At 47.7% G+C, this 21,397-nt stretch carries 23 protein-coding genes; 12 read left to right on the top strand and 11 right to left on the bottom strand.

All coding sequences use genetic code 11. From position 1 onward, the window contains the following. The first annotated feature begins 88 nt into the window (after positions 1-88). The 3 genes from G5S52_RS14785 to G5S52_RS14775 all read left to right on the top strand — a co-directional run bounded on the left by G5S52_RS14785 (position 89) and on the right by G5S52_RS14775 (position 2,788). Positions 89-742, top strand: coding sequence for a DUF1028 domain-containing protein (locus G5S52_RS14785; protein WP_165015222.1), 654 nt, complete (start codon positions 89-91; stop codon positions 740-742). Positions 743-745: 3 nt separating this feature from the next. After that, complete coding sequence (locus G5S52_RS14780; protein ID WP_165015218.1) at positions 746-1,969, top strand: M20 family metallo-hydrolase; 1,224 nt, start codon at positions 746-748, stop codon at positions 1,967-1,969. A 279-nt stretch (positions 1,970-2,248) separates the two neighbouring features. Beyond that, a complete protein-coding gene (locus G5S52_RS14775; protein ID WP_165015215.1) occupies positions 2,249-2,788 on the top strand; it encodes a hypothetical protein in 540 nt (179 codons plus the stop codon). Between the two features lie 140 nt (positions 2,789-2,928). Here G5S52_RS14775 and G5S52_RS14770 read toward each other — a convergent pair whose 3' ends face one another. Continuing rightward, complete coding sequence (locus tag G5S52_RS14770; RefSeq protein ID WP_165015211.1) at positions 2,929-3,465, bottom strand: DUF924 family protein; 537 nt, start codon at positions 3,463-3,465, stop codon at positions 2,929-2,931. A gap of 255 nt (positions 3,466-3,720) precedes the next feature. Between G5S52_RS14770 and G5S52_RS14765 the strand changes: the two genes are divergently transcribed. Further along, positions 3,721-5,241 carry an FMN-binding glutamate synthase family protein gene (locus tag G5S52_RS14765; protein ID WP_165015208.1) on the top strand — a complete coding sequence of 507 codons (1,521 nt, stop codon included), beginning with the start codon at positions 3,721-3,723 and terminating at the stop codon, positions 5,239-5,241. A gap of 155 nt (positions 5,242-5,396) precedes the next feature. Here the strand turns inward: G5S52_RS14765 and G5S52_RS14760 are convergent, their stop codons facing one another. Next, positions 5,397-5,600 carry a hypothetical protein gene (locus G5S52_RS14760; RefSeq protein ID WP_165015205.1) on the bottom strand — a complete coding sequence of 68 codons (204 nt, stop codon included), beginning with the start codon at positions 5,598-5,600 and terminating at the stop codon, positions 5,397-5,399. A gap of 652 nt (positions 5,601-6,252) precedes the next feature. Then, entirely contained in the window at positions 6,253-7,509 is a 1,257-nt protein-coding gene (locus G5S52_RS14755) for a hypothetical protein (RefSeq protein ID WP_165015202.1), read from the bottom strand. Positions 7,510-7,853: 344 nt separating this feature from the next. On the opposite strand from G5S52_RS14755, the gene G5S52_RS14750 reads away from it, so the two are divergent. The 8 genes from G5S52_RS14750 to G5S52_RS14715 all read left to right on the top strand — a co-directional run bounded on the left by G5S52_RS14750 (position 7,854) and on the right by G5S52_RS14715 (position 16,328). Then, positions 7,854-8,756 carry a LysR family transcriptional regulator gene (locus tag G5S52_RS14750; protein WP_165015199.1) on the top strand — a complete coding sequence of 301 codons (903 nt, stop codon included), beginning with the start codon at positions 7,854-7,856 and terminating at the stop codon, positions 8,754-8,756. 111 nt (positions 8,757-8,867) lie between these two features. Next, positions 8,868-10,856 carry an alkyl/aryl-sulfatase gene (locus G5S52_RS14745; protein WP_165015196.1) on the top strand — a complete coding sequence of 663 codons (1,989 nt, stop codon included), beginning with the start codon at positions 8,868-8,870 and terminating at the stop codon, positions 10,854-10,856. Between the two features lie 411 nt (positions 10,857-11,267). After that, positions 11,268-11,720 (top strand): hypothetical protein, encoded by a 453-nt coding sequence (locus tag G5S52_RS14740; protein ID WP_165015193.1) that lies wholly within the window; start codon positions 11,268-11,270, stop codon positions 11,718-11,720. Between the two features lie 130 nt (positions 11,721-11,850). Continuing rightward, positions 11,851-12,297, top strand: a complete 447-nt coding sequence (locus tag G5S52_RS14735) for a hypothetical protein (protein WP_165015190.1) — start codon at positions 11,851-11,853, stop codon at positions 12,295-12,297. 365 nt (positions 12,298-12,662) lie between these two features. Continuing rightward, a complete protein-coding gene (opgC, locus tag G5S52_RS14730) occupies positions 12,663-14,213 on the top strand; it encodes an OpgC domain-containing protein (protein ID WP_165015187.1) in 1,551 nt (516 codons plus the stop codon). A gap of 216 nt (positions 14,214-14,429) precedes the next feature. Further along, a complete protein-coding gene (locus G5S52_RS14725) occupies positions 14,430-14,744 on the top strand; it encodes a hypothetical protein (protein ID WP_165015184.1) in 315 nt (104 codons plus the stop codon). A 281-nt stretch (positions 14,745-15,025) separates the two neighbouring features. Beyond that, positions 15,026-15,658 (top strand): YadA C-terminal domain-containing protein, encoded by a 633-nt coding sequence (locus G5S52_RS14720; protein ID WP_165015181.1) that lies wholly within the window; start codon positions 15,026-15,028, stop codon positions 15,656-15,658. A gap of 160 nt (positions 15,659-15,818) precedes the next feature. Continuing rightward, complete coding sequence (locus G5S52_RS14715; protein ID WP_165015178.1) at positions 15,819-16,328, top strand: MerR family transcriptional regulator; 510 nt, start codon at positions 15,819-15,821, stop codon at positions 16,326-16,328. Positions 16,329-16,382: 54 nt separating this feature from the next. On the opposite strand, the gene G5S52_RS14710 is transcribed toward G5S52_RS14715, so the two are convergent. The 8 genes from G5S52_RS14710 to G5S52_RS14675 all read right to left on the bottom strand — a co-directional run bounded on the left by G5S52_RS14710 (position 16,383) and on the right by G5S52_RS14675 (position 21,362). Then, positions 16,383-17,021 (bottom strand): glutathione S-transferase family protein, encoded by a 639-nt coding sequence (locus tag G5S52_RS14710; protein WP_165015175.1) that lies wholly within the window; start codon positions 17,019-17,021, stop codon positions 16,383-16,385. A 140-nt stretch (positions 17,022-17,161) separates the two neighbouring features. Next, complete coding sequence (locus tag G5S52_RS14705) at positions 17,162-17,689, bottom strand: hypothetical protein (protein WP_165015172.1); 528 nt, start codon at positions 17,687-17,689, stop codon at positions 17,162-17,164. A 214-nt stretch (positions 17,690-17,903) separates the two neighbouring features. Then, positions 17,904-18,041, bottom strand: coding sequence for a hypothetical protein (locus G5S52_RS14700; RefSeq protein WP_165015169.1), 138 nt, complete (start codon positions 18,039-18,041; stop codon positions 17,904-17,906). Positions 18,042-18,134: 93 nt separating this feature from the next. Further along, positions 18,135-19,067: an alpha/beta fold hydrolase gene (locus tag G5S52_RS14695; protein ID WP_165015165.1), complete on the bottom strand. Its 933-nt coding sequence runs from the start codon at positions 19,065-19,067 to the stop codon at positions 18,135-18,137. A 54-nt stretch (positions 19,068-19,121) separates the two neighbouring features. Further along, positions 19,122-19,625, bottom strand: a complete 504-nt coding sequence (locus G5S52_RS14690; RefSeq protein ID WP_165015163.1) for an anthrone oxygenase family protein — start codon at positions 19,623-19,625, stop codon at positions 19,122-19,124. A 120-nt stretch (positions 19,626-19,745) separates the two neighbouring features. Next, a complete protein-coding gene (gene msrB, locus G5S52_RS14685; RefSeq protein WP_165015160.1) occupies positions 19,746-20,186 on the bottom strand; it encodes a peptide-methionine (R)-S-oxide reductase MsrB in 441 nt (146 codons plus the stop codon). Positions 20,187-20,628: 442 nt separating this feature from the next. Continuing rightward, the gene (locus G5S52_RS14680) at positions 20,629-21,075 is read right to left on the bottom strand and encodes a pyridoxamine 5'-phosphate oxidase family protein (protein WP_205743916.1); all 447 of its coding nucleotides are present in this window, start codon (positions 21,073-21,075) and stop codon (positions 20,629-20,631) included. A gap of 41 nt (positions 21,076-21,116) precedes the next feature. Then, a complete protein-coding gene (locus G5S52_RS14675) occupies positions 21,117-21,362 on the bottom strand; it encodes a hypothetical protein (protein WP_165015154.1) in 246 nt (81 codons plus the stop codon). Positions 21,363-21,397 lie beyond the last annotated feature (35 nt).

The following is a 21,397-nucleotide window of genomic DNA, read 5'->3' as shown; positions in this document are numbered from 1 at the left end:
AATTACTTGCCGCAAGTATTTATCATGATAAATTGACAGGACTGGGTGTTAAATTCACACTTAGATCACTGGCTCAGGAGCGAGACCTATGACTTATTCAATATTGGCACGAGATCCGGAATCTGGCGCGATTGGGGCTGCGGCGGCCACGGGCGCACTCTGCGTTGGAGGTTGGGTGATCAGAGGGAATTTAAAAGCTGGCATGTCAGCCTCACAAGGTGCGAAGCCCAGCACACTCTGGGGAGAAAATGTGCTGTCCCAAATGGCGTCGGGCGCCAGTGCGGCCGATGCGGTCAATGCCATCACCCGAGCAGACTCTGGCGCTGCGCACCGTCAACTTGCCGCACTAGACCTTCACGGTACAGGGGCAGTGCACACAGGAAGCGGAAATGGCCCCGCTCGAGGCAGCCTGATCGAGCCCAATATCGTGGTTTGCGGAAATCTGCTCTCAGACACGCTGGTGTTGGATGCCATGATGAGGGCTTACAAAAACAGCGAAAAATGCTTTGAAGAAAGACTAATCGCTACCCTGTTTGCCGCAGAAAAATCAGGAGGCGACTACCGGGGCTTATTGTCTGCAGCTTTGCTTGTTTACAAGCCCGATTCCCCACCAACAACCCTGCGTATCGACTACCACGATTCGCCCTTGCTCGCCCTGCAAACGCTTTATGAGCGCCACTGCGACCCCGACTATCAGGCATGGAGGGATACCTTGCCGACACAAGAAAATCCGGAGCGATAATCAATGACTCACTTTATAGGCCGACGAGCCCAGGAATATTTAAAGCAACTTGCCGAGTGTACGGACTCAGAAATCGGTGTGACTCGCTTTCCTTTTACGCAAGAACATAAGCGTGCAAACACGCTACTGACAGCATGGATGGAAGAGGCAGGCCTTACCGTTCACATGGATGACGCAGGCACATTGATTGGTCGTTACGATGCAGGAAAAGGTACCAAAACGCTGCTGATGGGAAGCCATCAGGACAGTGTTAAACAGGGTGGCGCTTATGATGGAATCATGGGGATTGTGCTGCCAATCATCGCTCTTGAAGCGCTGAACCGTCAGGGGAAAAAGTTACCTTATTCTGTCGAAGTACTCGCTTTTGCTGACGAAGAAGGTGTGCGTTTTCCCACTGCGCTAGTCGGCCCACGAGCACTGGCAGGCACTTTGGATAAGAGTGTCATCAACCGACCAGACAAAAACGGAATCACTTTACGTTCGGCACTTGCCAGTTTTGGTGTTCAACCTGAGAACATTGACCGACTCAAACGCAATCCTGAAGATATTCTCGGCTTCATCGAAACACACATCGAACAAGGACCCGTTCTCGAACACGAAGGCTTACCTTTAGGAGTGGTCTCGGCCATCTGTGGTATTGAAAGGCATCAACTCACATTTACGGGCCAAGCCGCCCATGCTGGCACAGTACCCATGCACCTTCGTAAGGATGCCCTTACAGCAGCCGCGGAAGTCACTCTGGAAGCAGAAAAACTCGCGATAAAACTGCCGGATTTACTCGCCAATGTTGGGCAGTTGGACGTTACACCCAATGTACCCAATGCCGTTCCGGGCAAAGTTTCCATGATGATCGAGCTGCGTTCTCCCGTCGATGAAGTCAGGGAGAAAGCGGGAGAGTTGCTGCAAGCGTTTGCAAAAGAAACAGCGCAAATTCGCGGGCTGGGCTGCGAAGTCACCCGAATTTACAGCCAACCTGCTACAGCCTGCGACCCTGCACTGCAACTATCGATCGCCACCGCGATTGGTAGCCTTGATAAGCGTGTATTTACCTTACCTTCCGGCGCCACCCACGACGCTTCAGCCATGGCTGACCTCACCCGTGTTGCCATGCTGTTTGTCCGGTGTAAGCAAGGGATCAGTCATAACCCAGCAGAATACGCCAGCGACGAAGACATGGGGTTGGCTATTGAAGCCTTGATGGCACTGCTTCTCGATTTACAGTGTTAACTCTTTAATTCAGAGAATAGCCAAATCACAAGCGAAAAGCCTTTCAATGGATGTTCCGGAAGCAAAGCTACCACGCTTTCGGACATCTATTGCACTTGATATAACGACTCAGGTTTCAACCTCAACCATCATCATTGCCTATCCACTAAGAAGTTCAGAAAAGACAAAGTCCATAAATTGATCCTTTAGGTATCAAAATGTGCAACTTATCAATCCGAAATTGAACCTCATTTTATCGTGATTAGAATGGCGCACTCTTGTAACAAAGGGTGAATAGTGATGAAACTTAAAACCATTCTTCTGGCCAGCGCTGTCGCAATTGGCCTTTCTGGCTGCGTAATTCCAACGGACAGAACTTACTACAAACCAGAGGACAGTTTTGGTGAAGCTGTTGCTTCGCAAAGTTGCGGTTACCTGCGCACCAATCGAGATGCGCTAAAGCAGTCTTTCGACGACTACAGTATAAAAGTCAATGCCAGCCAGGATGGTAGAAATGGCGTAACCATAAGCGTTTCAGCCCTTGTTGATAAACCGCTACTCGACATCAATGACATCTTCTTTGATACCAATAAAGTGCGTCTTATCCAGCCAGAAAATCGTGAAAAACTGAAGACTAAAAACGCCTTCAGACATCAATCTGATGGCACCATCTGGCTCTCACGAACCTTTTTGCTGCCTGATGCTCCTTTCGAACAAGTCATAGAACTTGAGTTAGCCCCTGGCGCTATAACCATAAAAGGCAGCCCTTCAGAACGTATGGTATTCAAGTTTTCTCTAACAACGACCTTCGACGTATTGTATTTTTCGATAAACTGCTGATAGGAAATCGCGAAGGGCTGCACCATGCAGCCCCTCTATACCTTTCCTTCTGACCGAGATGACTCCCCTTACAAAGGAATACCGCGCTCCCAATGCCAGTCAAATTCACTGAGTTCTACGTCTTTAGTTTGTTTACCTACTCAGAAGCTTGAGCCCGGCTGTTTCAGGAACTCAACTTCCTCTGGTGTACTTTCTCGCCCCAAAATCTCATTTCGGTGCGGATAACGACCAAAACGATCGATGATTTCTTTGTGGCGGATTTCGAACTGATAGTTGTCTTCAAGACCCGGTTGATTGAATAAGCGCAGCGCTTCCTCGTGAACAATCTTGGATTCGCTGTGCATATAAGGCATATACAAAAAGCTCCGTTGGAGTGGCGGAAGCTCCCGGTCAATACCTAAAGAAACCGCTTCCTGCGCCAAAGCTAAAGCAAGCGGGTCTTGAGCAAAAGAACGCGGCGTATCGCGATGAATATTACGCGAAAACTGATCAAGCACGATGATTTCTGCCAACCGACCTTCCGGATCTTCCCGCCAGTCAAAACACTCACAGATCGACGCCTGCTCCAATACCTCTCCAAAACGCGCCTCAATGGTGCGATCCAACTCTTCATTCTTGGCAAAGCACTGCTTTAAGGTGAGTTCCTCAAACCAGAATGTCAGCACCTTTCTGTACATCGTTTCTCTCCCTGTTCCCATTCATTCCTCGTTATCAGCTTCATAGGGTATAGCGCACAACTTTCGGCGCGACTGTCTCCAAGACCGGATTATTTGAGTTTACTTCAAAGAGTACCTGTTACTTGAAGAAAACGATTCTTATACGCCCAAAAACGAGTCTCTGAAAGACGCCAGAAAGCATAAGCTACTCCATCCGGTCTATCGAATCGAGAGCAATAAATCCCATCAAACTGGGTAAATGAATAAGGATACAAAATGGAAGTTGTTACCAGCTGGGCATCCCGCGTGCTTGAAATCAGCGCAGCGCTATTCGTCTTTCTGATCGGGTGCGGTGTCCTTGCACTCATCTATATCTACATTCGAGACATCACCCAAACCAAACAAGCTATTCGCCGTAACTATCCGGTGATCGGCCGTTTCCGCTATTGGTTCGAACACATGGGCGAGTTTTTCCGCCAATATTTCTTCGCACAAGATCGCGACGAACTTCCTTTCAACCGCGCCCAACGAAGCTGGGTCTACCGCGCGGCGAAAAATGTCGACAGTACCATTGCGTTTGGTTCATCAAGGGCACTCAACCAGCCTGGCGATATCATTTTTCTCAACTGCCCTTTCCCAACACTTTCTGAGGATGCCGTGCCAGCCAGCGCTGTCACTATTGGAGAAGGGGTAGCAAGAACGCCGTTTACCACATCAAGTTTTTTCAATATCTCCGGCATGAGCTTTGGCGCGTTGAGTGTGCCTGCTGTGCTGTCGCTTTCTAAGGGCGCAAAGAAAGCGGGAGTGTGGATGAACACCGGCGAAGGTGGCCTTTCCCCTTATCACCTTGAAGGGGGCGCAGATATCGTATTCCAGGTTGGTACCGCCAAATACGGTGTGCGGGACGAAAACGGCAATCTGAGCGATGAAAAACTCAAACAAATCGCCGCCCATGAACAAGTGCGGATGTTTGAAATCAAAATGAGTCAGGGCGCGAAGCCGGGTAAAGGCGGTATTCTGCCGGGCAACAAAGTGAACGCAGAAATCGCGGCTATTCGTGGTATTCCCGAAGGGAAGGACTCCATCAGCCCAAATGGACACACGGACATTCAAAGCATTGACGACCTGTTGGACATGATCACCAGAATCCGAGAAGTCACAGGTAAACCTGTGGGTTTCAAAATGGTGCTGGGCGCTTACGGTTGGCTGGATAACCTGATGGAAGCCATTCATGCCCGTGGCATAGAATCCGCGCCGGATTTCATCACGCTCGACTCAGCAGATGGCGGCACTGGTGCAGCACCTCAATCGCTGATGGATTTTATGGGTTTGCCCATCAAACGCAGCCTGCCGATGTTGGTTGACGTATTGGAACGCTATGGCTTGAAACAAAGGGTGAAAGTGATTGTTTCCGGCAAATTGGTCAACCCGGCCGAAGTAGCGTGGGCCATGTGTATCGGTGCTGATTTCGTGGTTTCCGCCCGAGGCTTCATGTTCTCTTTAGGATGTATTCAGGCACTTCAGTGCAATAAAAACAGCTGTCCAACCGGCATCACCACGCATGATCCGAAACTACAAAAAGGATTGGTGGTTACTGACAAAGCTGAGCGTGTTGCCCACTATGCCAAGAGCATGATGTATGAGGTCGGCGTGATTGCCCACTCCTGCGGCGTGACTGAACCACGCAGATTGCGCCGGTTCCATGCCCAGATAATCAATGATCATGGTCTACCACAAGCACTGGATGAAATTCATCCCCCAGCAGAGGTGAAACCAGAGTATCGGACAAACTCTTAGAACGGATGTTGAAGGTGATAGCCCCATTAGGGAGCGGGAAAGTTTTCACCGTGGGGACATGACGGAAAGAAAAGGTTTAAGCCCGAATCCTGCCGGGCTTACCACCGACGCAATCAGACAGTTGAAGATGCCTGCGTCGGTTGTTGAATCTCTAATTACTGGTGTTGCTTAAAGAAGCGCTCGGCACTGGCAAATAGGTTGTCGCACAGCTTCTTTTGCTTGTCATATTCTTCAGAACCAGCAGTCATGGCTTCCAGCACAGCTTTTTCTTTGTGGTATTCACTTACCATCTTTTCAAATCTGGCTTCGTTACCATTTTTCCAAGCTTGTTTCTGAAGGTTTGCTCTTTTCTTTCTCATTGCTAGTTCCTTTTTTGAAATCCCTGAAGCTTAAAGGTTTCAGTATGGGATTATCACTTTGAACGACGGAAATCAGGCTCGTAGAGAAAAGCTACTAAATGGGATATTAAGAAGAAGAATTCACGGAAGTCGTATGACGAAATGATTCGAAAGAAAACTGAGAATATACTTGGACTAAATGTTTCATTCATAGCTCTGACTCAAGAGCTCGTGACACTATACAGATTGCTGAGCGAATAGATAGGCATTTCTTTGTTTGATTTATTTTCGCCAATTGATTCAGCACGTTAATGAGGCATCATCAACCTCTTAATTGGCCTTTGTTGCCATCTTTCTGTGCTATTGATTCGAAGCGCTTAAGCGGTCTACTTGATGATGTTTAAAAGCCTGGTTTTCCTCTTTTTCATCGGAAGTTGTATCTTGTTCGGTTTAAAAGCGCCCAGGGCGCCCGCTTTTTCGCTCTTGAAGCTGGAGCGTTTTGAGGCAGAAACACTCCAGCACAAAACACCTGACACGGGCTAAAACAAGTAAACTAAGCAACGCGCTTGGCTGCTGTCTTTCCGTTACTCATCTTCTACCTGTGCCATACACCAAGATAGATTTCTCGATCACCAAATCGCTCAGCTTCGATATCGACGAGGTAATAGCCCTCTTAAAACACACTGTCTTGACGACAATCCGTCACCACAAGCAAGTTGGTGGCTTCTAACGCTTCATCACTTACCGTGTCCTGCTCATCATCCACATATTCGACAGTGACAGCGCCGGAGCCAAGTAGCGGAGACAGCTCGCGGCAGTCGTGCGGTTGCTCAATGGTGATGTAATCAAGGCCGGATTGAGCAAGCGAGCCCCAGTTGCTGGCTGTTACATAGGAAAACACCACCGAGGCTGTCATATCAGACAAATCACCAAAAGATTGAATAGTGCTGTCTTCCACCGTGATTTGGGATAGATAGGTGGCGTTTGTCAGTGGTGCCAGAGATTCAATATCACCGCCACTGAGTATCACCATATCCAGATAAGGAAACTGAGCCAGATCGTCTAACCGAACCTTTGCGTTTTTCGGCAAATCACAGATAAACATCGTTATGCCATTCACGCGTTCAACCCCACTCGCATCCGCAGATTGTTTCATGCATTCCGCTATCTTTGGCTCTAAGAAGGTGAGCTCTGATATCAACGGGGACGAGTCGTCATCGTCATAGCCGTCATCCTCTTCAAAGAATGCATCATCCTCGCCGCCATTGAGCATTTCTGGCGGCAAATCAAATTCCCCTTCTTCATTCAATATCGCCTGACCGATCAACGCATTGACGATGGCTCCTTCCACTTCGCCAAACTGCTCAATCACAGGAGCGGCATCCTGCGCGATGCACATGTTTTGTATGGCGAATAGAGAAGGCACCGCAGCAACTAACACGCTTTTGGCGGATATCGCCATCATGGCTTCATAGGCTTCACTTTCATCACTGACTGACGCGTAATCGGTCACTGAATCGGCAAAGTCACGAAGCTTGCTGACTTCGGATTGGTACTCCTCGACCATATTCGGCGTATAGCAGGCCGAGTTTTTATCGAGCTCACCGAGGAAATCGCGGTATTCGGCAATGTATTTTTCCCCTAAAGCGGCGTTGTCGTTCGCAATCACCGACAGCTTGCTGAGATCGATGCTGGATACCGCGGCCTTGGCACTTTGGGTTCGCTCCAGCACATCACCAATCCCCTCAACCAGATCTGAGTAGGCAACGCCATTGTTTTGGGAGGCTTCCAACAAAGGCTCAGTGCGCTGGCTGAACGCTTCGATGGCTTGCAGATTTTTATCCAAATCCGTGCCTGCCTGCGCGGAGAAAGAAAGCGTGGCAGTCAGCAGGGAAATAGCAAACGCCCCCTGAATTGATAACTTTGACATGTTCATCCTGATACCTGGCTCTAGGATCTGTTGAGGTGTTCAGAAAACATAATCTTGCAGGGTTTCTGGGTCGAGATGCCTGGTGTTTTATTCATTGGACTGGCCGTTAAATGAGAAAACACACTGTTCAAAAACAAAGCAGCAGCCAACAGCTAAAAGAAACCGCTGAATCTCTCGATAAAATGGTCAGCCACTTTACGGTCTAAACTCGGCTTAACGGTCAACAAAGGGACAGGAATGTCCCTTTTCTTTCACCTGCTATCTCCCCTTCCTTCCCACAAAGAATCGCCGCGTTTTAAATCTCGTGATAGTCTTTAATTCTTAATTATTGCTTAATAAATATTATGCTTCGCGACTACGACTTAAACCTGCTTGCTGTCTTTGATGCAGTGATGACGCTGGGTGCGGTCAGCAAGGCTGCCGACAAACTCAATATGACGTCTGCCGCTGTCAGCCAGAACCTTTCCCGATTACGCGATCAAGTCGGCGAGCCACTGTTTGTGCGCCAAGGGCGAGGATTACAGCCGACGCAGCACGCCATCAACATGCACAAACACGTGGCTGAAGGGCTGAGCGCTATCCGATTTGGGTTAGAGGCCAATGCCCAGTTTGACCCTGCCACCAGTACACGGGAATTTGTGATTGGTGGTCATGCCTATTTTGACTTGGTTGTGCTCCCTCAGTTGTTGCAACGAATTAGCGAACAAGCACCCAACATCACCGTTAACTTAAAGACTTACGAAGATAACCACTTCACGCCGAGTCAGGTACTTAGCGAGCGGGAAGCCGATATTTTCCTTTCTTCCCTGCCTGTCAGTCACCCTTCGGTTGCCGCCGAGCAAATCTCAGAAGAAGCCTTGGTGGTGGTGTACGCCAAGAATCATCCACGGCTCAAAAGCCCGATCACCTTCCAGCAATTTTTTGCAGAAAAACACACCGCATTGACCAGTAGACGGTTTGGTAACTATATGTTTTCCAATCTGGTTGATGAGCCCTTGCCAACAAGAAAGATTCATTACCAGAGTGAGTCAATGATGAACTTGATGGCAACCTCATCTATGACGGATTTGCTCTGCTTCACGCCAAAACGGCTCGCGGATATGTGGGCCGAGAAGCTTGGATTAACCATCGATGCGCTGCCATTTGATATACGCTCAGTACCTACCTTTCTGTGCTGGCACAAAGCGAAGCAGCATGATGAAGGGATCATCTGGCTAAGGCGTCAGATTCAGGAGATCCTCAGATAATAGTTAAGTAATGCTTAATTGTTCTTTATTGATATACGAATCGTTTAACGGGTTTGCCCTACCTATAGTGATTTCCGTTCCCTAACGACAAATGTGGAAGCGAGAATCACAATGAATAAGACATTTAAACCAACCCTCATCGCACTGATGATTGCTGCAATCAGTGCTCCGGCCTTCGCGCATAACTACTCAGCAGAAGCCAAAGCACCATCAGAAACCACGAAGACTTTTGCCGCCGAGCAGCGCGCTACCCTGCCATTCAGCGACACCGAAGACTTTAAACTGGTAGAGAAAGGCCTGATTGCCAGACAAGACAATCTCGAAATCAAAAACGCACAGGGCAAAGTGGTTTGGGAGCTGGGTAATTACGACTTCCTGCTCAACGGAAAAGACTACGACAGCATTCACCCAAGCCTGCAGCGCCAGGCGCAACTCAACATGCACCACGGCCTATACAAAGTCACCGACCGTATCTATCAAGTCCGTGGTTATGACCTCGCTAACATCACCTTCGTTAAAGGCGATACTGGCTGGATCATCTTCGATCCCCTCACCGTTCCTGAAACCGCGAAAGCCGCGCTGGATTTTGTGAATGCTGAATTGGGTGAACGCCCAGTGAAAGCGGTGGTATTCAGCCACGCGCACGCTGACCACTTTGGCGGCGTAAAAGGTGTGGTGAGCCAAGAGCAAGTCGACAAAGGCGAAGTAGACATCATCGCCCCGAAAGGCTTCTTGCATCACGCTGTTGCAGAAAATGTACTGGCGGGTAACGCCATGTCCCGCCGCGTGACTTACCAATACGGCAACGCACTGGCAAAATCGCCAACCGGACAGGTTGATGCCGCCATCGGTAAAGGCGTGGCACAAGGTGAGGTCAGCCTGATTGCACCAACGACTGTGATCATGGACGAGACAGAAACTCTCACCATTGATGGCATCACCATGGAATTCCAAAACACCCCGGGTACTGAAGCGCCTGCGGAAATGAACACCTATTTCCCGCAGTTCAAAGCGCTTTGGATGGCGGAAAACACCGTCGGCGGCCTGCACAATGTCTACACCCTGCGCGGTGCAGAAGTGCGTGATGCGCAAGCGTGGAGTAAGTACATCAACCAGTCCATCCACATGTACGCCAAAGAAGCGGATGTGATGTTTGCTTCGCACACCTGGCCGCGCTGGGGTAACGACAACATCAACCAGTTCTTGCGCAAGCAACGTGATATGTACGGTTACATTCACGATCAAGCGCTGCGTCTGGCGAACCATGGCGTGACCATTAACGAAATTCAAGACGAGTTCCATGTGCCGGACGTGTTGGCGCACGAATGGTATAACCGTGGTTACCACGGCAGTTACCACCGCAACGCCAAAGCAGTGATCAACAAATACCTCGGCTACTTCGACATGAACCCGGCGACCTTACGCCCTCTGGCACCTGCTGATGCGGCACCGAAATACGTGGAAGCCATGGGCGGTATTGATAACGTGCTGAATATCGGCCAGACCGCGTACCAAAACGGCGAATACCGCTGGTGTGCAGAGATTGTTGATAAAGCCGTCTTCGCAGAGCCGAGCAATAAGAAAGCCCGCTACCTGCAAGCAGATTGTTTGGAGCAACTGGGTTACCAAAGCGAGTCAGCGGGTGAACGCAATACCTACCTGATGGGAGCCAATGAACTTCGCCACGGTTTGCCAAAAGTGGAGGCGACAAAAACCGCCAGTGCTGACACTGTGGTCGCCATGGATACCGAACTCTTCTTGGATTACCTCGGTGTTCGCCTGAACGGTGAGAAAGCAGCTGGCGTAAACTACACCATCAACTTCGTGCTGCCGGATGTGAATGAGAAGTTCCTGGTGGAGCTGGAAAACGCCCACCTGAACAACCTGAAGGGTATTCAGTCAGACAACCCAGATATGACGTTAACCATCGACCGCGCCGAGCTTAACAAAGCGCTGATGGGCAAAACCTCTATCGCCAAACTGGTTGAGCAGGGCAATGCGAAAATCGACGGTAACGGTAAGGCGCTGACCGACATCGCGGGTATGCTGGATAACTTCGAATTCTGGTTCAATATCATCGAGCCGAAAGTGCAGAAGTAATGATCACACACTGATATGCAAAAGAGCCTCAATTGAGGCTCTTTTTTTGTTGAAGTTAGCGAACTAATTGGCGGTGTGTTTGGGCTTGATTTTGCCCCAAAGTGAGTTAGCATTTCGAACAATCCAGCACTTGAATCGACGTACAATGGCCAAATTTTTCTAATGCACTCCCTATGTATAAAAATACAGGGATATGTATATAGTAAAAATGTGAACGCTTTAAATTCGGGACGCCCGATTTCTCATTTTTGGACCACAAGCCAATAAGTTAATCCACTGATTCTACCAAGCTATATGGTAAAGTGACTTAAGTGTACGCGGACTAATCGGGTATCTCGGTTTTGGACTAAACGGGCTTTATGCCTGCTAATAAGTTGTTATGTTCAGTTTGAATTAGTAGGGAATGAGTAAATGACACAGGAAGTCAAGTTATCACAAGAGGAAGTCCGTCGTGGTTTAGTTCCGCTTTGGATGAAAATATTTGGGTGGATCTTCATTTCACTAGGCGTTATCGCAGCAATAATATTGCTTCTCTCGTTTCTCGTGGATGACTTTGAAGTTAATTTTGACTTTCTTGGTCTGACGTACTCAGGCTCCGAAGTTACTCCAAAACTACTATTAATAGTGTCGATAAGCATGTTCTTCGCTGTCAGTGCTTTTGGGCTTGTAAGGGGGAAGTCGTGGGGCTTAATGACTTGCATAGCAAATGGCTTCTTGGGGTTGGTGATTTGTGGCTATGTGATGGCAATGAGTTTATCTGAAGGCACTATTTACATTCGCTTTGAGCCAATAGTTCAGGTGATATACCTGATTAAGCTATTCAAAATAAAATCGCAATGGATGGATCCAGACTCTTTAACATAACAAGGCTATAAACAGGGACGCTTTTTCAATGCGGCAGCTTTTCAAAGTGTTGTGAATACAAAGGATTAAAGCAGTTATGGGTGGTTTGGTAAGCGCCCGTTATTGCAACGTTAGGCTTACATAGGAAACTATGAAAATATTATATTCAGGTGGTCTACAGATTCGCTCTCATGATGCACAAGAACGCTTGTTAAATGTTAATACCTTTTTAGAAGGTGAATTTGCTTTCCACAACTTGTATCGAGAAGTTAAAGCAGGCGACTTTCCGATTGCTCAGGATTGCTTTGGCGACCAATTCCTTATTCGAGATAACTTGGTAGTTAAGTTGAATGCTGAAACTGGTGAGATTGATGAATTTGGTTGTACCTGGGAGAAGTTTTTGGCTTGGGTAGACGAGGACCCAATTGAAAGATTGAATATTCCCAGCGACTTGGAGCTAAAGGTTGGTCAGCTGCTATTCGCTTATCCGCCTTTCTGTACTGTTGAAAGCGACAATGCATCAATAAAAGCAATTGATGGTATTGAGCTAATCAGCTTTCACGCAGATTTTGCAAGGCAGATAAATGGCGAACGATAAGCCTAACAAATAAGAATAAGTGTTTCGCAGCCGAACCTCATAATCCATTCTTTGCCCAAACTCAACTTATCCAAAGTGAACTGCTACGGGTAAAATTCCTAACTCACAATTGTCCAAAACCAATTTAGCTCAAAGGCACTGGGGCAAGGTTCTTCCAATTCTGGCTCAACATCATCGAACCAAGAATTCAGAAATAACCGTCACACACTGACATGCAAAATAGCCTCAATGTAGGCTCTTTTTTTCGACGCATCTATCAATCCTTCGGACAAAACCCTTTCTAAATTCAATACCGCAATTTTTGTCAGATGCTCTCTTTTTGCTTGCGACACAATCAGTTGTATTAAGAAAAGTGGAGACGAGTTATGAAAAGAATACCTGCGCTCGATAGCCTGCGCGGTTTGCTGCTGGTTTTAATGACGATTAACCATCTGATATGGCTCAGTGGCGGCAGAAGCCTGCTCCAATACTTTACCCTTCAACCTCTTGGTCAGTTTGGTGCGGCAGAAGGCTTTGTGATGATTTCCGGCCTGCTGGCAGGCGCGGTTTATAGCCGCACTGAGCTTTCAGACAGGGAAGCCACAGGTAAAGTCCTGCGACGTGCTTTTACCATCTACAAATACCATATGGTCAGCCTGCTTCTGGTGATGGTGTGGTTCTCATATTGCGCTTTTGCATTGCCTACTGTCGCGCAATCCCTCGGTAACAGCTTTAACAACCTTGGGGAAACGCCACTGGCGACCATTGTGCTGAGTGCCCTGCTGATCAACAAACCGGACTACCTAGAAATACTTCCTCTGTATGTCATTTTCATGCTGATTTTGCCCATCGCGCTTTACGCGTTTCGTCGTGGGTTGATGTGGCTGGTGCTGGCAATCAGTGTCGGGGTTTGGGCAATCAGCTCACAGATTAACCCCAGTCTCCTTTCATCACTGTTTGAGACAAATGTTCAGGTCGGCTACTTCGACCCGTTTGCATGGCAGTTGCTGTTTATTGGTGGCGCAGCCATTGGCTTTTCCAATGCCAAAGGCAATCTGCGCTGGTATCACCCGGCCGCTGCCACGGTGTGTCTGGCTCTCGCTGCGTTGCTATTTGCCGCTCACCACGGCGCGTTTCTTTCAATGGGTATCCATCAGGGTGTGTTGTATTCCCTTGCTGATAAGCCAGAGCTGGGTTGGCTGCGTATGCTGAATCTGGCGGTTTGGGTGTACCTTATCGCGACGGTCATCCGTAAATGGCCTTCAGCGCTGGTTTTCCGCCCATTGAGCTACATTGGCAAAAACTCACTTCAGGTTTTCACCTGGCATGCGGTGCTGATTTACTTTGCCGTACCTTTCCTGAGCGAAACCGTTCTCAGTGGCTATTACACCCTGTTGGTGCTCCTTCTGACGGCGACATTGTGGGCAGCATCCTGGCTTCAGGAACGCCGGAAACAGGCTGGTAATACATTGATACCAGTTACGGCTCTGGCGTCTGTTTTTGTTGTGGTATTAAGTGCCAGTTTAATCAGCAAGCAGCCCAAAGAAGTCCCGACATTCGCACAGGGTGAATCCTACCCGCTGACGATTAAAATCACGGACATTCGTGTGGAAGAAGCGGGTGTGGTGGTGTTGGTTTACAACGAAACAGACAACCTGATGGGAGGCGCGCCAACTGCCCATGCCAATCATTACACATCAGACGAAGCCCGCGAAGGCATCACGTTGGAAGCGCTGCCATCAGGCTTTTACGGCATCATGGCGTATCAAGATATAGATGGTAACAACACGCTGTCGTTCGGTACTAATGGCATCCCTTCTGAAGGATTTGGTTTTTCAAACAACCCTGCGCCGCAAGGGCCGCCCTCTATGGCACTGATTAAGTTCGCCCACCATGAAGCGCAAGACCAAACCATTCACTTATTGAACCTTTATTGATTTCCCATTAGGCATTTCGGCTCAAGATGCAACCGAAATGCCTTACTTTTAAACATTTTACCATCCTCTCATTTATACCCAAACAGCCTGAAGATGCTCGCTGAATCCTGCATCTTCAGGTTGTTTGGGTATATACACCTCCGACCACAACCCATGTTAAATCGTGATAGAAATCACGCCACGCTATACATTTCATAAATATGAGACCACGGAAAAGTGATTATTTTTAACATTGATTCAGCCGGACATATCCATCCCTTGCTGAAAAACAACGCTTTCGACCAAGGCATTGCCCTTTACTTTAACGACGGAAAAACCAATCGCCGCGTAAAAAGCTGTCGTGAAATTCATGAAGATTTTGAAGGGAATGGCATGTTCACCAGTGTGTTCACGGGTTTTCGTCTTTCCTTTACTGACGGTCAGGAACTGCATATCGAGGCAGATACCAATCGACCAGCCCGACTGCTGGGCCAGCCTTATCAAGTGAACAAGGTCAGATCAAAAGATCTAGTGGATTGGGTGGCAGGTTAAACCCCCATTTCTACAAGCAATCAGCAAAGCCGCCAGATCATTTATCTGGCGGCTTTTTCTTTTCATAGGCCAAGCAGACTAAGTGCTGATCTGGTTAAGAAGAGAGGTTAAAAATTTAATATCATCTAATAAGCAATGCTTATGACCGACATCACCACACCTACTTAGAAAGAGTGCTCTCCCCTCCGTAGACTTGCAGTCAAAGATAAGGAGTCACAACGAGTTATGCACTCGATGCAAGGATGCTCTCGCTGATTGAAACTTACTAAGAGAGCAAATTTATGAAAAAGACTGTAATCGCACTTTCGCTTGCTGGCCTGTTTTCTGCTGGCGCAATGGCAAACTCTATCAATATTGATATCGACAACAGCGTGCCAGGTGTATCTGACCGTCCTACGCCAGATTATTCTGTACCTGACCGCAATGGACCAACGGTTGACCGTCCAAGCCCAGATGCAAATTTACCAGACCGAAATGGTCCTACCGTTGACCGCCCAATGCCGGACAACACGCCCGACCGTGATGGCCCAGTTGTTGACCGCCCAACGCCTACGACTCCAGAGCAACCAATCGTTGTAGACCCGGACTTCGGTGTAACACCTACATCAGATCGCGAACTCATTACTGACTTACAGCAACAAATGAACGAGCGCTTTGCCGAGATGGACGAACAAATGGACGGTGTACGTGCAGGTATGCACGCTATCACTAACGCACGTCCATTTGTGACCGAAGGTGAATTTGCAATCGGTGCCGGTGTCGGTTTCTCAGGCAGCAAAGAAGCCTTAGCTATCGGTGGCGCTTACGGCTTCAATGAGAAAATCAGTGTTTCAGGCACCTTCCACTACGAAACATCTGGCAAGGTATCTGGTTCAGAAGTTGCTGGCGGTGTCGGCATCCAATACAAGTTTTAAGTTCTCTCAGCGAACTTAGGCCCCGGAGACGGGGCCGCTTTGTTTTCCCCCATTTTCACCCCACTAACTCCTCTTCTGATTTTCACGCCATAATGCTAGCTTGACCCGACTATAAGATCAGGGTTCACGATACCTGTTCTTTCAGCCAAACGGTGTACTTATGTTAACGGTGACCCAACTGGCGCGGGAGTTTGATATCTCCCGCGCCACCATTCTTTATTACGAAAGAGAAGGCCTCCTGACGCCTGCCTGTCGAAGTGATAATGGCTATCGCAGGTACGGAAAAAAGGAAGTTGAACGGTTAAGGAATATCGCGGCTTATCGTGCTTATGGGTTACCGGTTTCCAGCATTCGAACATTGCTTGAGCAGAAAGATAAGGATCAGGCCCAGATCCTCAAAGCACATTTCCATGCGCTTGAGAATGAAATCCGGAGCCTGAAAGCGCAGCAGAAAGCGATTGTCGCGCTGCTGCATGCCCCCCATCTTTTGGAGGAAAACATCGTGAACAAAGAACGTTGGACGCAGATTATGGCCGCTGCCGGATTTTCAGAAAATGACATGGTCAAGTGGCATCAGAAATTCGAAGAAATGGAGCCTGCAGAACACCAGAAGTTTTTGGAATCACTTGGCATTGGGCCGGATGAAATAACCCGAATCCGTGCGCTGTAGGTGAATAATAAAACCCGCCTTGCTGGCGGGTTTTCATTTTTTAACGCAGTCGGGTTAGCGATAAATATCGAGGCTGGTCCCTTCCAATTCACTCGCTGCAACCACTGAATTCCGCTTCGCCAAATTCCTTAAATATCGACCTAAATGCTCAAGGCTCAACGGTGGTTTATCAAAATCGCTGGCCCAATGGGCGAACATGAACAGGAAGAAGTCACACATACTGATTCGGTTCCCCACCAGAAAGTTTTTGCCTTTCAACTCACGGTCAATCAAAGCAAACATGTCTGTCACGCGGGCTTCTTGGGCTCGTTTTATGGCTGTCGCTTCATCGGGGTTTTCAGTATGGCGTTGCGGGTAGAAATAGACCATCAGCTCTGACTGTAACGACGAAGTCAGGTAGAACAGCCATTGGAAAAAGATCGGCCTTTCAAGGCTTCCCATATCGGGAATCAGGCCAGACTCAGGGTGATTTTCACAAAGGTGGAGTCCAATGGCTGCGCTTTCATGAATGACCAATTCTCCATCAACAAGCACAGGGATACGTCCAGTGGGATTGAGTTTCAGATAGCTTTCAGATTTCTGGGCGTTGGCCTTTCTGTCGACCAAAATCAGCTCGTGTCGCAGTCCCATTTCCACCATCAACATATGAGGGGCCCAACTTGCATTGCGTGGGTAGTAAAACAGTTGATACAAGGCTAACTCCTCCGAATCCATTTCAACGGAATAGTAGCATTAGGTCTTCAGGTAATAGTCGAATGGGCTTGGGAAGATTCGTACGAATTCACAAACACAAAAGGCAGGTGTGAGCACCTGCCTTTCTTTATTGGTGATGATCACTCTACTGTTATTGCTATGTAGTTGGTGACAAAAGGTACGATGTTCACCTCACCCGTCGCATAGTATTTTGTACCCGTATCTTTTGACCCAAACTTTGCGTAGTACTGCCCTGCAGCTATGGAATAGGTTCTGTCGCCATAGACAAGAATACTATCTTCTACCAACCAGCCTTCAGCGGTCACTTCAAACATCCACCCATCGCAATCAACCGAGCCAATCCTTTGATGCGCGCAACTTTCAACAAAAATTTCTGTTCTTCCTTTTGGATTTTTCTTTGTCTTAGCTACTTTAATCTCACCATAGTCTCGACGGGTTCTTTCAGGTCTATGAGGCCAGACTTCCTCTTCCTCAACACTGAATCCGCCATCGCTATTTTTGACTACGGTGCCATTCCCTACACCGACTGAACCAAGCACGCCGTCGATAGCGCCGTTTACGCCGTCATTAACCACTTCGCCGAAGTCTTTGTCGGCACAACCTGATACCAAAGCAGCCACTGCCAAAGCCATGATGAGTTTTTTCATTATTTTGTCCCTTTTAGTGCTTTTATTTCCAAGCCATCTTTCGGGAGATTAACACCGCTATAACGATCGAAGATGTCTCAAAATAAAGCCTCAAGTTCATCAGCATCACGTCAGATCACAGACGCCTCTTTTTGCTGAGGGAAAACTAATCATTCATAAAGAGCACAAACAAAAAGAGCCACACAATGTGGCTCCTTTATCAAAGTCATTAGCATTAATGATGGCTACCGTGATCGCAACCAAACAAGGACATTTCTGGCATTTCCAACCCGTGCGTCCAATGCGTATCGAAAGCAAAAGCGGTGCCCATCAAACCAAATAATACCAAAGCGGCAATCGCTAATTTTTTCATTGAGTTATTCCTTCTTATTCATGCTCAACAATACGCGCAAGTATCGTGATTTTTTCAGGAAAAAGAAGGCGCTTTACTTAGCTTTACCTTGCTTTACGCTTGGTGAAATTGAAGGAATTGCTTCGCCGTTTGGGAAGGCGCTTCAATCATCGGAAGATGCCCCATATCCTTCATCACTTGCACTTTTGACTGAGGGACTAATTTGCCAAGGATATCAGCGCCGGCAACGTGCAGGACACGGTCCTTGTCTCCCCAGGTAATCAGCGTGGGTTTGTCGAAGTCTTTGAGCACGGTATCCAACGGCACAGTGAAATGGACTTGCCCGTCAGAGATGTGGTGGATCTGTTGGAAGATTTGGCTATTCAGCGGAAAGCTGGCTTCTGCCCGTTTAGCGAGTTCTTTGATCATCACCCCAGGGATGAATGGTGGCTTATGAAATGCAAACGCCAAAAGTTCTCTGTATTGCTCAGCATCACCTACCAACACTGCGGGGCGTTCTTGCTGGCGTAACATGGCAAACATCTCACTGTCTGGCGAGGTTGCCACGCCGAGTGGGTTAAGAAGCCACAAACTGAACACTTGATCAGGGTGTTCCACCGCGTAATTCCCCGCAATGTAGCCTCCCATAGAATTACCGCCAATGTGAAACTTCGACAAGCCAATAGACTCTGCAAATGCTTTAAGACGTGCCACCTGAGCAGGCACATCGTAGTTTAAGTCAGGCTGTTTGAAGCTTTCTCCAAACCCCGGCAGGTCCGGCGCAATCACCCGGTACTTGCCAGTGAGATGTTTCGCCATTCTCACCCAGTTGTCTTTGTCTGCACCGAAGCCGTGAAGCAACAGAAGTGGCGTACCCGAGCCACCTTCCAGATAGGCTATTTCGCCTTCTTCGATATTCGATGTCTTTAAGGTCAAACCCGATATTCTTCGTTCAGCAGAAATGCCAAGTTCGAACAGCTTTTCCGGTGGGGTCATTCGGTAAGCGACAAACCCAATCAGTATTAGTATTCCGATGAAATAAAGCATGGTGAACCCTTCCCTGTAGAAAGTGGCAGACCGGTATTTCCATCCCGATCTTATTTAAAGCCTGAATATGAGGGCCAGCATCAAGCCAACCGATATGCAAGAAACAACGGTCCTGAACTGATTCCAACGGTTCCAGTTGGGTTCAAATGTCTCCCTTGCGTCACGTAATTCGTTTGCTTCCATTGTGTCCAGATCCAGGCGTTGAATCTGGTTGTTGAGAGGTATATTGAAACGGAAGGTAGGCAATTGAACACCAAGCAGGTATAAGAGTGTGGCCGCGAAAAGCAATAGCTGGCTTAATCCCGACGTATTCCCTATTCCCAAAGCCAGAGTCGCCACAACTGCCAAAATAGAACCGAGCCATACGAACATAAACAGGGGTTGGCTGTTTTGAATCACGCCGTCCATCACCTTAAAAGCACGCAGGAACTCTCTGTCTTCCAGTCGACGGATCCCTGGCATCACCACCACCGCAAAACCGAGTATCAAACCGGCAACGAGGGCGCAAAGCAAGGTTGCGGAAAAGAGAGAAAGTTGAAATAAAAACGGTGCGGTCATTCCTGCCTCAAGTTTGTTGTGCCCCGAAGTCATAGTAAGTTGCAATGTACAACTTTTATACCGCGAAACCCGCAAAACCAATGATAATCAGGATAATCCACACCGATTTAGGAGGGAGTGTTACTCGACTTGGTCTAAATAATCTCCGTAGCCTTCAGCTTCCATTTCTGTTTTTGGAATGAATCGCAGGGAGGCGGAATTAATGCAGTAACGTAAGCCACCCTGATCTTTTGGACCGTCCGTAAAAACATGGCCTAGATGGCTATCACCATGTTTCGAACGTACTTCTACACGTCGCATTCCGTGGCTGGTATCGAAATGTTCTGTGACGTTATCTTTGACGATGGGTTTGGAGAAAGAAGGCCATCCGCAGCCAGAACTAAACTTTGCTGAGGACGAAAATAAAGGCTCACCAGACACAATATCTACATAAATGCCTGATTCAAAATGGCGATTGTACTCCCCTGTAAACGGGCGCTCCGTGCCGTTTTCTTGTGTGACGCGATATTGTTCCTCGGTGAGGTTTTCTATCGCAGTCTGGTCTTTTGAGTAGGTCGTCATTTAAGCATCCAATAAATTAGCAAATTACGAATATGTTAATTATCAGATAAGTTCACGTCACGCATCCAAATTGACAGAACTCTAACATTACTTGAGCCAATATGTGACACCAGTGAGCATATCAGGCCTCTCCTGTCAGAAATTTAACTTACTGATAACACATATTTTTTATGAGGCTTTTTGCAATAAAACCATTAATCAAAGACATTTATCATCAAGCTTTTATTTTTACCACTTTATGTCTATTTTCCTGGCGTTTAGATGCCGATTTTGTGTTCACACTTTCAGAAAGACTTTATATGTCAGGCTCTTGCTGGTTTATCCCTGATATTTCTCTGAATAGACTCGATTGTTGCGTGTACCCATCAGTATGGGCGTTAAACCCGAAAGGACGTTATTTCGTTGAAGAAACGATTCAGGGACGGCTCAAAAAGACAGCGCTTTATCGGCGAACCTTATAGGTTTTAAGCGCGCTCTCAATCTGACTTTCTGGCGTTGTTTCTGAAAATAGGAAATAGCTTGGGGCAAGGACTCTGGCGCTGGATGTTATCTTCACTTCAAAGATATTTTTAATAGGGTAGCGTTCATCTGCCAGCTTACGAAGTGCTGCTAAATAGCCCGTCCATTCTGTGCTTTCAGGAACAATCACGCGGGCGATTCCCTTCACTTTGAAACCTCGTTGCTCAAAGACTTCCACAAAGGAAACACACACTTTGTTATTCGCCAAAATATTCTTTTCACTGACAGGGGAAGCGACGTTGGCGATTAGTATTGTGTCATCATCAAGCGCGGTAAATAGCTCTTTGGGTGACACATTGGGCATTATATCTTCGTCAACTGTCGCCAACCAGCAAAGCACACTTTTCTCTGCGTATTCTTTCATCGTCATTTGAGCCTCCTTTTTCATCGGTTTTCGACGTGTCATCGCTGCTATACGAACACCAGATACCCCACCAGCACCCAGAACAACAAACCAACGATCAACACATAGTGTTCAGAACTTCCTCGACGATCAGTTTCTAAAAACGCTTTCGGGTATCGGCCTAGGGTCAGTACTTTAAGAACAACATACCCGGTTAAATAACAAACGACATTGAGAAGAATGTCGACAAAGATATAGCCAACAGCCCTTCCGATAACGGGAAGAACGGCCTCTACTAAAGCTTCCAATGCCATAGAAAAATTGCTCCCTTCGTTGCCGATGACAGCGC

The organism is Grimontia sedimenti, from assembly GCF_011045095.1.
In the GTDB taxonomy this organism is placed as follows: Bacteria; Pseudomonadota; Gammaproteobacteria; order Enterobacterales; family Vibrionaceae; genus Enterovibrio; species Enterovibrio sedimenti.
This window is presented reverse-complemented; position numbering and strand designations above follow the sequence as displayed.

Excerpts from the sequence above, each read along its gene's own strand:
- G5S52_RS14785 (WP_165015222.1), top strand. The coding sequence starts at position 89 with ATGACTTATTCAATATTGGCACGAGATCCGGAATCTGGCGCGATTGGG.
- G5S52_RS14780 (WP_165015218.1), top strand. The coding sequence starts at position 746 with ATGACTCACTTTATAGGCCGACGAGCCCAGGAATATTTAAAGCAACTT.
- G5S52_RS14775 (WP_165015215.1), top strand. The coding sequence starts at position 2,249 with ATGAAACTTAAAACCATTCTTCTGGCCAGCGCTGTCGCAATTGGCCTT.
- G5S52_RS14770 (WP_165015211.1), bottom strand. The coding sequence starts at position 3,465 with ATGTACAGAAAGGTGCTGACATTCTGGTTTGAGGAACTCACCTTAAAG.
- G5S52_RS14765 (WP_165015208.1), top strand. The coding sequence starts at position 3,721 with ATGGAAGTTGTTACCAGCTGGGCATCCCGCGTGCTTGAAATCAGCGCA.
- G5S52_RS14760 (WP_165015205.1), bottom strand. The coding sequence starts at position 5,600 with ATGAGAAAGAAAAGAGCAAACCTTCAGAAACAAGCTTGGAAAAATGGT.
- G5S52_RS14755 (WP_165015202.1), bottom strand. The coding sequence starts at position 7,509 with ATGTCAAAGTTATCAATTCAGGGGGCGTTTGCTATTTCCCTGCTGACT.
- G5S52_RS14750 (WP_165015199.1), top strand. The coding sequence starts at position 7,854 with ATGCTTCGCGACTACGACTTAAACCTGCTTGCTGTCTTTGATGCAGTG.
- G5S52_RS14745 (WP_165015196.1), top strand. The coding sequence starts at position 8,868 with ATGAATAAGACATTTAAACCAACCCTCATCGCACTGATGATTGCTGCA.
- G5S52_RS14740 (WP_165015193.1), top strand. The coding sequence starts at position 11,268 with ATGACACAGGAAGTCAAGTTATCACAAGAGGAAGTCCGTCGTGGTTTA.
- G5S52_RS14735 (WP_165015190.1), top strand. The coding sequence starts at position 11,851 with ATGAAAATATTATATTCAGGTGGTCTACAGATTCGCTCTCATGATGCA.
- opgC (WP_165015187.1), top strand. The coding sequence starts at position 12,663 with ATGAAAAGAATACCTGCGCTCGATAGCCTGCGCGGTTTGCTGCTGGTT.
- G5S52_RS14720 (WP_165015181.1), top strand. The coding sequence starts at position 15,026 with ATGAAAAAGACTGTAATCGCACTTTCGCTTGCTGGCCTGTTTTCTGCT.
- G5S52_RS14715 (WP_165015178.1), top strand. The coding sequence starts at position 15,819 with ATGTTAACGGTGACCCAACTGGCGCGGGAGTTTGATATCTCCCGCGCC.
- G5S52_RS14705 (WP_165015172.1), bottom strand. The coding sequence starts at position 17,689 with ATGAAAAAACTCATCATGGCTTTGGCAGTGGCTGCTTTGGTATCAGGT.
- G5S52_RS14700 (WP_165015169.1), bottom strand. The coding sequence starts at position 18,041 with ATGAAAAAATTAGCGATTGCCGCTTTGGTATTATTTGGTTTGATGGGC.
- G5S52_RS14695 (WP_165015165.1), bottom strand. The coding sequence starts at position 19,067 with ATGCTTTATTTCATCGGAATACTAATACTGATTGGGTTTGTCGCTTAC.
- G5S52_RS14690 (WP_165015163.1), bottom strand. The coding sequence starts at position 19,625 with ATGACCGCACCGTTTTTATTTCAACTTTCTCTCTTTTCCGCAACCTTG.
- msrB (WP_165015160.1), bottom strand. The coding sequence starts at position 20,186 with ATGACGACCTACTCAAAAGACCAGACTGCGATAGAAAACCTCACCGAG.
- G5S52_RS14680 (WP_205743916.1), bottom strand. The coding sequence starts at position 21,075 with ATGACGATGAAAGAATACGCAGAGAAAAGTGTGCTTTGCTGGTTGGCG.
- G5S52_RS14675 (WP_165015154.1), bottom strand. The coding sequence starts at position 21,362 with ATGGCATTGGAAGCTTTAGTAGAGGCCGTTCTTCCCGTTATCGGAAGG.